Origin of the sequence: Pseudomonas sp. NPDC089547, from assembly GCF_050280665.1 — a bacterium.
Classification (GTDB): domain Bacteria; phylum Pseudomonadota; class Gammaproteobacteria; order Pseudomonadales; family Pseudomonadaceae; genus Aquipseudomonas.
Map to the genome: position 1 here is coordinate 25059 of NZ_JBNNVS010000050.1, position 12173 is coordinate 37231.

Annotated in this window: 13 protein-coding genes and 1 pseudogene; 7 read left to right on the top strand and 7 right to left on the bottom strand. The window is 60.8% G+C overall.

Features of this window, described 5'->3' with window-relative positions; translation table 11 throughout:
• The first annotated feature begins 447 nt into the window (after positions 1-447).
• Positions 448-750 carry a hypothetical protein gene (locus ACQKPZ_RS24130; protein WP_427543026.1) on the top strand — a complete coding sequence of 101 codons (303 nt, stop codon included), beginning with the start codon at positions 448-450 and terminating at the stop codon, positions 748-750.
• Between the two features lie 147 nt (positions 751-897).
• Here the strand turns inward: ACQKPZ_RS24130 and ACQKPZ_RS24135 are convergent, their stop codons facing one another.
• Complete coding sequence (locus ACQKPZ_RS24135) at positions 898-1707, bottom strand: alpha/beta fold hydrolase (protein WP_427543029.1); 810 nt, start codon at positions 1705-1707, stop codon at positions 898-900.
• A gap of 90 nt (positions 1708-1797) precedes the next feature.
• A complete protein-coding gene (locus ACQKPZ_RS24140) occupies positions 1798-2697 on the bottom strand; it encodes a LysR substrate-binding domain-containing protein (protein WP_391126077.1) in 900 nt (299 codons plus the stop codon).
• Positions 2698-2804: 107 nt separating this feature from the next.
• Here ACQKPZ_RS24140 and ACQKPZ_RS24145 point away from each other — a divergent pair, with 107 nt between their 5' ends.
• The 6 genes from ACQKPZ_RS24145 (at position 2805) to ACQKPZ_RS24170 (ending at position 8602) form a co-directional block, all read left to right on the top strand.
• Positions 2805-3467, top strand: a complete 663-nt coding sequence (locus ACQKPZ_RS24145) for an RraA family protein (RefSeq protein WP_427543032.1) — start codon at positions 2805-2807, stop codon at positions 3465-3467.
• A 1-nt stretch (position 3468) separates the two neighbouring features.
• Entirely contained in the window at positions 3469-4134 is a 666-nt protein-coding gene (locus ACQKPZ_RS24150; protein ID WP_427543035.1) for an RraA family protein, read from the top strand.
• Entirely contained in the window at positions 4131-4760 is a 630-nt protein-coding gene (locus tag ACQKPZ_RS24155) for an RraA family protein (RefSeq protein ID WP_427543038.1), read from the top strand. The genes ACQKPZ_RS24150 and ACQKPZ_RS24155 overlap by 4 nt, the downstream gene beginning before the upstream one ends.
• Positions 4757-5965 (top strand): pyridoxal phosphate-dependent aminotransferase, encoded by a 1209-nt coding sequence (locus ACQKPZ_RS24160; RefSeq protein ID WP_427543041.1) that lies wholly within the window; start codon positions 4757-4759, stop codon positions 5963-5965. The genes ACQKPZ_RS24155 and ACQKPZ_RS24160 overlap by 4 nt, the downstream gene beginning before the upstream one ends.
• 225 nt (positions 5966-6190) lie before the next feature.
• On the top strand, positions 6191-7546 hold the full coding sequence (locus ACQKPZ_RS24165; RefSeq protein ID WP_427543044.1) for an MFS family transporter: 1356 nt from the start codon (positions 6191-6193) through the stop codon (positions 7544-7546).
• A 12-nt stretch (positions 7547-7558) separates the two neighbouring features.
• On the top strand, positions 7559-8602 hold the full coding sequence (locus tag ACQKPZ_RS24170; RefSeq protein WP_427543047.1) for a hydroxyacid dehydrogenase: 1044 nt from the start codon (positions 7559-7561) through the stop codon (positions 8600-8602).
• Positions 8603-8650: 48 nt separating this feature from the next.
• Here ACQKPZ_RS24170 and ACQKPZ_RS24175 read toward each other — a convergent pair whose 3' ends face one another.
• The 5 genes and pseudogenes from ACQKPZ_RS24175 to ACQKPZ_RS24195 form a co-directional block, all read right to left on the bottom strand.
• Positions 8651-9220, bottom strand: coding sequence for a TetR/AcrR family transcriptional regulator (locus ACQKPZ_RS24175; protein WP_427543050.1), 570 nt, complete (start codon positions 9218-9220; stop codon positions 8651-8653).
• A gap of 185 nt (positions 9221-9405) precedes the next feature.
• Positions 9406-10221, bottom strand: coding sequence for an HpcH/HpaI aldolase/citrate lyase family protein (locus ACQKPZ_RS24180; RefSeq protein ID WP_427543053.1), 816 nt, complete (start codon positions 10219-10221; stop codon positions 9406-9408).
• Complete coding sequence (locus ACQKPZ_RS24185; RefSeq protein WP_427543056.1) at positions 10218-11060, bottom strand: FAS1-like dehydratase domain-containing protein; 843 nt, start codon at positions 11058-11060, stop codon at positions 10218-10220. The genes ACQKPZ_RS24180 and ACQKPZ_RS24185 overlap by 4 nt, the downstream gene beginning before the upstream one ends.
• A gap of 13 nt (positions 11061-11073) precedes the next feature.
• Positions 11074-12003 carry an electron transfer flavoprotein subunit alpha/FixB family protein gene (locus ACQKPZ_RS24190; RefSeq protein WP_427543059.1) on the bottom strand — a complete coding sequence of 310 codons (930 nt, stop codon included), beginning with the start codon at positions 12001-12003 and terminating at the stop codon, positions 11074-11076.
• Positions 12003-12173: pseudogene (locus ACQKPZ_RS24195) on the bottom strand (electron transfer flavoprotein subunit beta/FixA family protein); the annotation flags it as partial. The pseudogene ACQKPZ_RS24195 and the gene ACQKPZ_RS24190, both read right to left, overlap by 1 nt.

The following is a 12173-nucleotide window of genomic DNA, read 5'->3' on the forward strand; positions in this document are numbered from 1 at the left end:
TACTCGCGATACGCCGATTTCAGAATCTGGGGCAGGCGAGGCAACTCACGCCGTATTTCGTCCAGAGCATCAGTACTTCGAATCCACCCCATTAGCCACGCGATCAATAGGGGGCGAGTTGCTGGGCAAGGCCCAACCTGCTGCTCAAGCTCGTCGGCTATGTGTGCAAGCAGTTCAAAGTGCGCGTCCAGCTTTGCAATCTGGTTTGCCATTGCATTCGACCTCTTTCAATTGCGCATGAGCGCTGGCGCTGCCGCTTTCTCTTTTCACATGCCCGCGTGGTCAATCTGGTCAACAATGTCGCGGCTGCGTCCAGTTATAGCGTGAAGGTTTCGACTTCGAAAGGCGATCGCGGTTCAGTGGGCGGCTCAGGCTCGGGGCTTCAAGTACTATTTGCGAACCGCTCTGGCAGAATGCTCAGGAATCGATTTGCTAAAGGAGGGCATCATGCTCACCGCTTCGGCGCTGTGGTCTATGGTCACTGGCGCACCCCAGGATCTGGCATCCTGGTCTCGCTTCGTAGCGCTGACTGAATTTGCTTGGCAAGATCAAGCCTTGGTTTCAGATGCTGCCGAGTGGCAGGTGCTGTGGTTTGAGATGGAAATCATTAATGCCCTCGCGTTAGCCGAGTGGGAGGAGGCCGGGTCTCCTCGTGATTGGCTCTTGCAGTGGAACGCTAGGTACCAATCGGACGCGCAGACGCTGGCTTCCAGTCTTCGGCGGTTGATTGTGAGGCTTGGAGGTGTCTAAGGAACCCGGGGCGATTCACGATAAGCAGCTTTCCCGAAAGAAAACCATTGATGGCTTCGAGCATGGCGCAACCTCATTATTATTTTTACTGGGAGTAGTGCGAGCTTCACGCGGCCGACTCAGCCGCGTGGTAAAGATGTGGTCCGCTCAGGCGCGGTCTTGCAATGCCTTGATGTGCTTCCACATCAGGGCGGGATTCGAATACATCGGGAAATGACCGCAATCAGGGATGCACGCCAGTTCCACGCCTTGTGCAGCGATGTGGTCGAGGTAGGAGAGGTGTGAGTTGGTTATCCCATACATATACTGGCGCGGGAAGGGTAGTGCGAGGAACTTGTCCATCAACTGAGCGTTGTCGGACAAGTCCACCATTGATTCGAAAATGCCACGCACTGCGCCGGTCCGTACTTTATGCGCGAGGCTGGCGGCATAGAGTGCACTTGCAGGATCAGAAGCCAACCGGGTGCGATTGATAAAATCACGGAAGAAGCCCGCGTCGTCCTCGCGATCATGATCATGGATCTGCCGACTGAGGAAGCAATCCTCAGGTGCGATGTTACCTTCGATATCAACGAAGCTTTGAATGCGATCAGGCTCTTCGCGAGCCAATACCAAGCCGGTCAGCCCCCCCATGGAATGGCCTACCAGATGGAACTTGTCGACTCCGAAATGCTTGAGCACGGCCTGCGCGGTTTTCACCAGGAATTCAATGTTGATGCGCGAGAGGTCGGCGCACTCCGTTTCACCGCAACCTGGCGCATCGTAGGCAATGAAGGGGTGTCCTTCGAAAGACGCTTGCAGCGTGATATCGGCATAGTCCTCTTTGGTGGAACCGAAACCGTGGAGGAACAGGATGGGCGTTTTCGGCCCGCTGCGGTGTATCACCGCCAGATCGAGCTGCACACCCTCGATGTTCAGTGGGACTTTCTCGTACGTGAAGCGAGCTGCATGGGACACGGATAGAAACTCCTATAACAGAGCCCCCAATGTTGAACGCGCCAAATGATTTGTAAAATACGAAGCCACGAACCCTGTGATACGCCCGGCCTATGACAGCAAATCTTGCCTTGCATGGTCGATCATTGCCTCCACCAATGGGTTCTTGTGCTCGCCATGCCAGGCCACGGCTGTGATCACCACTTTCACTTCGGGATGCAGAGGGCGTATGACGACGTTCTCCGGCGCAAGTTTATCCATGGACGTCGGCACCAATGCGATGCCCTGACCGCAACTGACAAAGGCGACTTGTGACGATACGGACCGCACCTGGTGGACGATGCGCGGAGCGAAGCCGCTGGCTTTGCACTGCCCAACCAGGTAGTCGAAGTACACAGGGCTCACGTCCCGTGAAGCCATGACCAGGGTTTCGTCCGCGAGAGATTGCAGGGAGATCGAATCCTTGGCAGCCAAAGGGTGGTCTTTGGGAAGCGCGACAGCCAGCCTGTCTTCGGACAACGGCAAGGATTGAATATGTCGACCGAGATTCCCTTCCAGGCGTGCGAAAGCAATGTCGATATCACCTGCCTCCAGCGCGGGTATGGCTTCTGCACTATCGATCTCTCGAACCGATACCGTGATCAACGGATGGTTCTGCTTGAAACGCTCGATCAATGGGGGGAGCACGTCGATCATGGCTGACGTAATTGCTCCGATGGTCACCACGCCGGCATGGCCTGCGACGGCTTCGTGAACTGCCAACTCGAGTCGCTCCAGTTGATCAGCGAATTTCCGGACCGCAGGAAGAATCGCGGCGCCGGCGGCAGTCAGCTGTGCACCGCGGCGCGAACGGGTAAACAGTTGAACGCGAAGGGACTGTTCGAGCGCCTGGATCTGCTCGGTCAACGGCGGTTGCGACATACCCAGCCGCTTGGCCGCACGACTGAAATTCTGGTCTTCTGCCACAGCCAGGAACAGCCACAGGTGGCGTATCAAGCGAAAGTTGATCACGGTACTTTTCCATAGGTTTTGGATATAACAAGCTTAGCTTCTTCGTAATATACGTATCAAACCTCGGCGCCGATACTCAAGCCTCACCAACAAGAGGCCTGCAACAGATGAGCTTGAAAGCCCCGCTTGAACGCCTGGCTGCGCTCGATACCAACACAGTGTCGGACGCGCTGGACTTCCTCGAACTGCCTGGCGCCACTAACGGCCTGATGCCGCTGTGGAACTGCCCCAAAATTGTCGGCCGGGCCAGCACCGTGCAACTGGGGCCCAAGCAGGACGTGGCGCCCACGGTTCACCTTATTAGCCCGGTCGTAGAACAAGTCACCACCGATGACCGCGTGCTGGTGATCGCAGGTGGCGTGGACGGTATCTCCAGCTGGGGCGACATCCTGGCCAACGCGGCCCAGCGCAAAGGCATCCGCGGGTCGATCATTGATGGCTTCAGCCGCGACATCCGCGGCAGCGCCGATATCGGTTACCCGGTCTTCGGGCGGGGCGTGACCATGATCAGTGCGCGCAACAGGCTCATTCAGCTCGACGCGGCCGTCAAAGTTCGCATGGCGGGTGTTGAAGTTGATGAGGGCGACTATGTGATCGCCGATGAATGCGGCACCGTTTTCGTACCGGCCAATGCCATCGAGAAAGTGCTGAATCTGGCCGAGCGTATTGACCGGAGACAAGCCGGCATGGTCGACGCTGTACGCGCCGGTCGCTCGGTGGAAGAAGTCATGCACGACACGCAATTCGAAGCCATCAAGGTGGAGCACTGATATGAGCCTTTCTGATAAAGACCTGGTTGCCTTGTTCGAGGGCCTGGATACCCCGGGTGTGTCCGACGCGATGGATAAACTGGGCCTGCCAGGCCAGGCCTTCGGTATCGCGCCATTGGCCAACTACAGCCAGGTCGTGGTCGGCCCTGCCTTCACTGTTCAGTACGTCAGTGCGAGCACACCGCCCGGCACAGTCGGAGACTTCATTGATGAAGTAGCACCAGGTGACGTAGTGGTCATCGCCAATGACGGCCGTACCGATTGCACGGTGTGGGGCGACATCATGACCCAGTACGCACTGGCCCGGGGTATTGCCGGCACGGTCATTGACGGTGTCTGCCGCGATGTGAACAAGGCGCTGGGCGAAGGCTACCCGCTGTTCAGCAAAGGACGGTTCATGCGTACCGGCAAGGACCGCGTGGAAGTCGTGGCTGTAAACCAGCCTGTGTCGGTTGGCCAAGCTCGGGTTTGCGCCCGCGACATCGTTGTAGCTGACGCCAATGGTGTCGTCATCGTCCCGCGTAATCGTGCGCAGGAGGTCGCTGAAAAGGCACGTCGTATCGAACATGTCGAAGCACAGATTCGCGAACAGATCGCCACTGGCAAGCGCCTCAAAGAAGCTCGAGCCGCCCTCGGTTACCACTCCCTGCAGAGCAAACAGCCATGAGCCTTCCACACGATTATCAGAACATTGTAAAGGTCCTCGGCAGCTCCACCCTCTATGAGGCCTCCGGGCTGCCGTCTGCAGTCGACCGCGAGATTCGCGCTGTCTGGAAGGGCGCCTTCATTGCCGCACCCGCTTACCCGCTGCAGTGTTCGCCTGGTGACAACCTGGGCCTGCACCTGGCCGTGGCCAAAGCACCGCGCGGTAGCGTGCTGGTCTGTGATTGCGCCGACTTCATTGCTGGCTACTGGGGTGAGGTGCTCACGGTTGCGGCACAAGCCGCAGGTATTGTCGGTTTGGTAATCAATGGCGGCGTACGCGACATCGCCGCGCTTGAAGCACATGGCTTCCCGGTGTTTGCGCGGGGTATCTCGGTTAAAGGCACCGTCAAGGCGACTACGCCTTCAGTAGGTAAACCGTTCGACTTCAGCGGCGCACAAGTCAGCGCCGGCGATCTGGTTGTCGCTGACGAAGACGGCGTGATCATCATCCCGGCGCATGCAGTCGAACGCACGCTTCGTGAAGGCCAGAAGCGCGCAGACAAAGAGGCATTGTTCATGGCCAAGCTGCGCGAGGGTCGTACCACCCTGGACCTGATGGGCCTTACTCACCCGGAGGAACGCGCGTGAGCCTGGAAACGCTGAACCGTCGCCTGGAGGCTGCCAAGCCTTCGGCAACCTACAAGATCATCGACCGCGTGGCTGCGCGACGCGCAGAAGGGGCGAAGATCATTTCGCTTTGCGCGGGTGAGCCTGACTTCGATACGCCGGAGCACATCCGTACCGCAGCCATCAGTGCAATCAACAATGGTCACACTCGCTACACCCAGGTGGCCGGCCTTCGCGCATTGCGGGAAGCCATTGCGCGCAAATACCAGCGTGAAAATGGTCTGGACGTCGGCTGGCAGGACACGCTGGTTTGCAGTGGCGGCAAGCAAGTCATCTTCAATGCCCTGGCTGCAACCCTTAACGAAGGCGACCAAGTTGTGATCCCCGCGCCGTACTGGGTCAGCTATCCGGAAATGGTTGAGCTGTGTGGTGGCGAGTCGCGCATTGTTGCCTGCGGCGCCGAATCGAGCTTCAAGTTGACCCCGCAAGCACTGGCCGAAGCCATCGGCCCGAACACCCGCTGGTTGATCCTGAATTCGCCGTCCAACCCCACGGGCGCCGTATACGATTGCGACGAACTGCAAGCGCTGGCCGAGGTGTTGCTGGCCCATCCGCAGGTGCTGATTCTGGCTGACGACATCTATGAGCACCTGATATTCGACGGCCGTGACTTCCTCACGCTTGCCCAGGTTGAACCACGTCTGGCTGATCGGACGTTGACCATGAATGGCGTGTCGAAGGCCTATGCCATGACGGGTTGGCGGATCGGGTTTGCTACCGGGCCCCGCTGGCTGCTTCAGGCGATGGAGAAGCTTCAGGGGCAGCAGACTTCAGGCGCTTGTTCCATCTCGCAGCACGCAGCAATTGCTGCCCTTGACGGCCCGAAAGCCTTCATTGCCCATAGCCGCGAGGTCTTCCAGCGGCGTCGCGATGTCATGGTGGAGTTGCTCAACCAGGCGCCGGGCATCAGCTGCGAAATTCCAGGTGGGGCTTTCTACGCTTTCGCCGACTGTTCAGGGTTGATCGGCAAGCGTTCTCCCGCTGGTTGTGAGTTGGTCGACGATGAGGCAGTGGCCCTGGCCTTGCTTGAGGAGGCCAACGTTGCAGTCGTTCAGGGCAGCGCTTTTGGTCTTTCTGGCTACCTGCGCATTGCTTACGCGCTCGATGACGATTCTCTGCGTGTGGCGTGCCAGGCCATCCACCGCTTCTGCGAGGGCGCACGATAGCTGGATAACTCGCAGCGGATTTTAAAAGGCTGCCTGAGCCGGGTCGCAGAAGAAGTCTGTCGCTATGTGCAGGACAAACGACCCGAAAGCCCGGCTTGGACGGCCATGCCTGCCAGGCATAGCTGTTAGACCTGTAGCGCCTCTTCCCCCAAAACGACGCTATGCAAAGCTGTACCCGAGTTGGCAAAACAATAACAACAAGGGTAAGCGATCATGAATGCAGACATGAGCACGGCACGTCCGTTGACGCGCAAAGAGCGCACCACCGCCATTGTGGGTGTGTGTTCCGGCAACCTGGTGGAATGGTACGACTTCTTCATCTACGCCTACACGTCGATCTACTTCGCATCACTGTTCTTCCCCGCTGGCGACCAGACCAGCCAACTGCTGGCCACGGCCGGTATCTTTGCTGTCGGCTTCTTCATGCGCCCGCTGGGCGGCTGGATTTTCGGCTATATCGCCGATACCCGTGGGCGCAAGATCTCGATGATCATCTCGGTGTTCATGATGTGCGGTGGCTCGTTGATGATCGCGGTCATGCCCACTTATGCCACGGTGGGTGTCGCAGCGCCGGTTCTGCTGGTGATCGCACGGCTGATGCAAGGGTTGTCGGTAGGCGCCGAGTACGGCACCGGCGCCACCTACATCAGTGAGGTATCCCGCGCCGGGCGGCGATCGTTCTACGGCTCGTTCCAGTACATGACGATCATTGCCGGGCAACTGCTGGCGCTGCTGACGGTTGCGGTGCTGCAAATGGTGCTGTCGGAGCAGGACCTCAAGGCCTGGGGCTGGCGGGTACCGTTCCTGATTGGCGCGCTGGCTTCGATCGTGGTGGTGATCCTGCGCCGTACCATGCGCGAGACAGCCACTGAAGAAGGAATGAAGAGCAAGGAATCCGGCTCGCTCCGTGGCCTGATGCAACACCGTCGTGCGGTGCTGCTCACTTTCACCATCACCATTGGCTGCTCGCTGTACTTCTATACCTTTACCGCTTACATGCAGAAGTTCCTGGTAGTGAGTGTCGGCATCCCGGCCCCCACGGTGAGCATCATCATGGCGTGTGCACTGGTGGTATTCATGCTGGCGCAGCCGGTGTTCGGCATGCTCGCCGACAAGATCGGCGTGCGCCGCAACATGATCCTGTTCGGCGTGTTGTCCACCTTCCTGGTGATCCCGTTGCTGTCCGCGATCAAGACCGTGCAGGACCCGCTCGCAGCCTTTGGGCTGGTGCTCGCCGGGCTGCTGATTGCAGCCTTTTATACCCCGGTCACCGGTGTTCTCAAGGCCGACTTCTATCCGCCGACTGTGCGCGCACTGGGTGTGGGCCTGCCTTACGCGGTTGGGGCCGCGATGTTCGGCGGTTCGGCCGAGTATGTGGCGCTGTCCTTCCGCTCTGTGGGAATGGAGCAGTACTTCTACCTGTACGTGGCGGCCATCGGCGCCATCACCCTGGTGTCGGCCCTGCTGATGCCAGACCTTGGCAAACACGGTTATCTCGATGGCGACGGCAAGGTCGAAGAGAACATCGGCGTTCGCAAGTTCATGGGGCGCAAATCCCTGCCTACCCAACCCAGCCATTGAGGCAAGGCGAGCATGACTATTGAAAGGAAGAAGATCGTGCGTTTCGACGTCTGGTATCACCCGGTGATGGCCCAGATCTTCGAATCATCGCCCGATGTCGTTCTGCAAACCGTCGCCCGTGACCAGCCGCCTGCCGTGATCCTGCAGGCGCTGCGCAACTGCCAGGTGTACCAGGTGCCCTCGGCGCGGGACGAGCTCCCGAGCCAGTGGTGTGTCACCGAGGCGCTGCTCCGCCAGTTGCCTGACCTGCTGTGTGTCTCTACCAATGGTGCAGGCTTCGACACAGTGGATGTCGAGGCCTGCACCCGGGCCGGTGTCCTGGTCGTGAACCAATCGGGCGCCAACGCCCAATCGGTGGCCGAGGCCACGGTGGGGTTGATGCTAGATTGCGCCCGGCGGATCAGCGAATCGGACCGGCGCCTGCGCCGGGATCGCGGGTTTTCTCGCGAAGACCTGATGGGTAGCGAATTGTGCGGCAAAAGCTTGGGCCTGATCGGTATCGGTGAGATTGGTACACGTGTCGCACGTATAGCCCAGGCCCTGGGCATGCAGGTGCTGGCCCATGATCCCCTGCTGAGCGCGGAACAGATCGGTCAACGGGGCGCTACCGGTTGCACGTTGCAAAGCCTGTTGCATTGCAGTGATGTAGTCTCGCTGCATTGCCCGCGCCAGGCTTCGACCTTGAACCTCATGAACGCGTCGGCTTTCGCGGCGATGCGCAAAGGGGCTGTATTCATCAATACCGCACGTGGCGGCTTGCATGACGAGGTCGCTCTCCATGGCGCGTTGGCCTGTGGCCATCTTGGCGCTGCGGGCATCGACGTTTGGGAGCAGGAGCCACCTGCGTTGGATCACCCTCTGCTTGGCCTTGAAAACGTGGTCGGCCTTTATCACACCGCAGGCGTTACGCGCGAGGCCCGCGCGCGCATGGGCGCGTGGGCGGCCGAGCAGATTCTGCAGTTGCTGCGCGGCGAGCCGGGGCCACGGATGGTCAATCCGCAGGCATTTGACGCGTTCCGGCAACGGTTGCAGGCCAGGGACCATCGCGCTACCTAGCACCGTTTGCAGCGTGCTCTGGCGGGTGCTGTTCCGCCAGAGCTCTGGTCATTGTTCGGGCTGCAGCGAGGCATTGCATACCCGCAAGATGTGCTGCTCGATCCACCTTTCATCGAAGGCCGCATTGCCAACCCGCAGGCTGTTGGCGCTCTCGATGATCGCCAGGACAGCAGCGGCAGCCCGGGCTGGGTCGCTCACGCGGAACCGACCGATAGCACAACCCCGTTCGATAATCTGGCGAAGTGGCTCGGCCAGTTGCCCCATTGCCCGCTCCAGCCAGAGCCGGTGGCGGTCGTCCAGGTGCCTGGTTTCGTGACGAAGGACCATCTCCTCCTGGGGAAGGGCCACTTGCCGCGCCAGTGCAAACCGCACATAACCTTGCAGATCTTCAGGTTGGGCGGCGTTTTCCCAGGCCTGCTTGCGGCGTTCGATGATGTCGAGCAGCACATTGAGCAGCAGGTCCTGTTTGCAATCGACGTGGTGGTAAAGGCTGCCTGGGAGAATGCCGACGCGCAGGGCCAGCTTTCTCATGGTCATGGCGGTATAGCCAATCTCGACCATCAGTTCGGTCGCAGCCTGGGTCAGGGAGGAGGGGCAGGGACGGGCGGCTTCAAGCATAGGCCGGCAACCTCGAAAGTGCGCGCAGCACCCGGCAGAGCAGGCGTTTACAGTGTCGCCGGGGCCGGTGGGTGCCAGTGAGCAGATACATGGGGCACCTCTCTGGGTAGGTGCCCCCGGTACCGCGCACCGCTGCGCGTCAGAACAGAGGTGGCGTGCGGTGCCGGGAGCGATAACGAGGGGCTTCAGCCGGCCTGGAGCAGCATGGCCCGGGCGCGAAGGATCACGGGGGCGTCGACCATCTGGCCATCGAGGGTGAACACGCCGGAGCCGGTTTCAGCGTGTTCAACTACCCGCTGCGCCCAGTCCAGCTCGGCAGCCGAGGGCTTGAGCGCGGCGTGAATCACGTTGACCTGGCCTGGATGGATGCACAGAGCGCCGGCAAAGCCCATATCCCGGGCGAAACGCACCTGGCGCTGAAGTCCGTCGGTGTCCTGAATGGCAGGGAACACGCCGTCCAGCGGCGCGGCAAGCCCGGCGACACGGCTGTGCAGCAGCACCGCGTAGCGGGCATGGTCCAGTACCTGTTCGGCAGCGGCACTGCCAGTGTTCAGCCCGAGGTCCAGGCCCAGGTCCAGGCTGCCGAACGACAGCCGGTCGACGCCTGTTGCTGCCGCCAGGAGAGGCAGGGCGGCCAGCCCCTTGGCACTTTCAATGATCGGCCACACCGCTTTGCCGGTGACATGGGCACGTTCGATCTGGCCGACGGTTTCCGCCTTGGGCAGCAGGATGCCTACCACTCCAGCGTGGCGCTGACACAGCGCCAGGTCTGCCTCATGGGCCCAGTGGCCGGGCGCGTTGACGCGCACAAGCACTCGGGCCTGGGGCTGATCGCCTAGAAACTGCTCAAGGTTGTCGCGCGCCTGTTCCTTCAGCGTCTCTTCAACGGCATCCTCAAGGTCAACGATGACCCGATCGGCGCCACTGGCCAAGGCCTTGGGTATGCGCTCTGGGCGGGTAGCCGGCACGAACAGCGCGCTGCGTACGAATTCGGCGTTCATGGGCGTACCCCCTGGACGAATTCGATTTCGCCAACCTGCGCCTGGCCAGCCTGATTACCCGCCCAGACCTGTGCCTTGCCGTCGCCGGTCAACCGCCCGCCGACCTGGAAGGCATCCGGGCAGATCAGCGGGCGCACACCGCGATAGCTGAAGCGGCGCACGCTGAGTTGCGGGTTGGCGCGCACGAAGGCGCGCAGGTTCAGGGTGGCGATCAACGGGCCGTGGACCACCAGCCCCGGGTAGCCTTCGGTTTCGGTGACGTATGGCCAGTCGTAGTGGATGCGATGGCCGTTGAAGGTCACCGCCGAGTAGCGAAAAAGCAGCGTCGGGTCGGGCTGCACGCTTTCGTTCCAATCGCCGTGGGGCATCGGCTCGGTGCCGCCAAGCTTGGGTGGCGAAGGCTCGCGATAGACGATGTCCTGCTCTTCGACCAGTGCCTGCTGCCCGTCCTGCACATATTCATGCTGCACGGTGACGAACATCAGTGAGCCGGTGCGCCCGTGCTTTTCCTCGACATTGAGGATGGTCGAGCGGCGTGACACCTGAGCATCGACCCTCAGCGGGCGGATGAACGCCAGGCGCCCGCCGGCCCACATGCGGTTGCGGTTGTCGGCCGGGGGCAGAAAACCGCCCCGCGCCGGATGGCCGTCGCCACCCAGGCCGGCCGCTTCGACAGGCTCCTGGAAAAACGCCCAGTGCCAGAGTGCGGGCAGGGCATCACCAGGTGCGGGTGCGGGCTCACTGAAAGTGGCAGCAATACGCTTGACCAGGTTATGGCTGATGCAGTCATGGACCGTTTCGCTACGGCCAATCCATGCTTGGGGTGCAAGTGTGCTCATTTTTTATTGTCCTTTACAGCGTCGAAGTCAGTTCCGGTACGATCTCGAACAGGTCGCCGACCAAACCGTAATCAGCTACCTGGAAGATAGGTGCTTCTTCATCCTTGTTGATCGCGACAATGACCTTGGAGTCCTTCATGCCGGCCAGGTGCTGGATAGCGCCGGAGATACCCACGGCGATGTACAACTGCGGCGCTACGATCTTGCCGGTCTGGCCGACCTGCATGTCGTTGGGCACGAAGCCTGCGTCTACCGCTGCGCGTGAGGCCCCAACCGCAGCGCCGAGCTTGTCGGCCAGGCCATACAGGTGGCTGAAGTTGTCACCGTTGCCCATGCCACGCCCGCCCGACACCACGATCCTGGCGGCGGTCAGTTCGGGGCGGTCGGACGTGGCCAGTTCTTCGCCGACAAATGCCGACAGGCCTGCATCAGCAGTGCCAGCCAGGGCTTCGATCGGCGCGCTGCCGCCTTCTGCCGGTACCGCCTCAAAACCGGTGGAGCGCACGGTGATGACTTTTACCGCAGCGCTGGATTGGACGGTGGCAGTGGCGTTACCGGCGTAGATCGGGCGCTTGAAGGTGTCCGCGGACTCGACCGCAATGATCTCTGAGATCTGGTCGACATCCAGCAGCGCAGCTACCCGTGGCAGGAGGTTCTTGCCGTTGCTGGTGGCTGGGGCCAGCACGTGGCTGAAATCGCGGCCCAGGTTGGCCACCAAGGGCGCCACGTTTTCCGCAAGCTGATGGGCGTATGCAGCATCGTCTGCCAGCAGCACCTTGGTCACCCCGGCGCACTGCGCGGCGGCGAGCGCCACACCGGCCACGTCCTGCCCGGCTACGAGAACAACAATGTCAGCGCCGATCTGCCGAGCGGCGCCCAGCGTGTGCAGGGTATGGGCGGCGAGGATGCGATTATCGTGTTCAGCAACTACCAGAATGCTCATCAGATCACCTTCGCTTCGTTCTTCAGTTTCTCGACCAGTTCGGCCACCGATTTGACCTTGATGCCAGCGCTACGTGCAGCCGGGGCTTCAACCTTCAGGGTCTTGTTGGTGGAGGCGAGGGAAACGCCCAGCGCGTCTGGAGTAACGGTCTCCAGCGGCTTCTTCTTGGC

What these genes read in the sequence shown, in the direction of transcription:
- ACQKPZ_RS24175 (WP_427543050.1), bottom strand. Translation starts at nt 9,220, where the DNA reads ATGCTTGAAGCCGCCCGTCCCTGCCCCTCCTCCCTGACCCAGGCTGCG.
- ACQKPZ_RS24180 (WP_427543053.1), bottom strand. Translation starts at nt 10,221, where the DNA reads ATGAACGCCGAATTCGTACGCAGCGCGCTGTTCGTGCCGGCTACCCGC.
- ACQKPZ_RS24155 (WP_427543038.1), top strand. Translation starts at nt 4,131, where the DNA reads ATGAGCCTTCCACACGATTATCAGAACATTGTAAAGGTCCTCGGCAGC.
- ACQKPZ_RS24130 (WP_427543026.1), top strand. Translation starts at nt 448, where the DNA reads ATGCTCACCGCTTCGGCGCTGTGGTCTATGGTCACTGGCGCACCCCAG.
- ACQKPZ_RS24185 (WP_427543056.1), bottom strand. Translation starts at nt 11,060, where the DNA reads ATGAGCACACTTGCACCCCAAGCATGGATTGGCCGTAGCGAAACGGTC.
- ACQKPZ_RS24165 (WP_427543044.1), top strand. Translation starts at nt 6,191, where the DNA reads ATGAGCACGGCACGTCCGTTGACGCGCAAAGAGCGCACCACCGCCATT.
- ACQKPZ_RS24190 (WP_427543059.1), bottom strand. Translation starts at nt 12,003, where the DNA reads ATGAGCATTCTGGTAGTTGCTGAACACGATAATCGCATCCTCGCCGCC.
- ACQKPZ_RS24150 (WP_427543035.1), top strand. Translation starts at nt 3,469, where the DNA reads ATGAGCCTTTCTGATAAAGACCTGGTTGCCTTGTTCGAGGGCCTGGAT.
- ACQKPZ_RS24170 (WP_427543047.1), top strand. Translation starts at nt 7,559, where the DNA reads ATGACTATTGAAAGGAAGAAGATCGTGCGTTTCGACGTCTGGTATCAC.
- ACQKPZ_RS24145 (WP_427543032.1), top strand. Translation starts at nt 2,805, where the DNA reads ATGAGCTTGAAAGCCCCGCTTGAACGCCTGGCTGCGCTCGATACCAAC.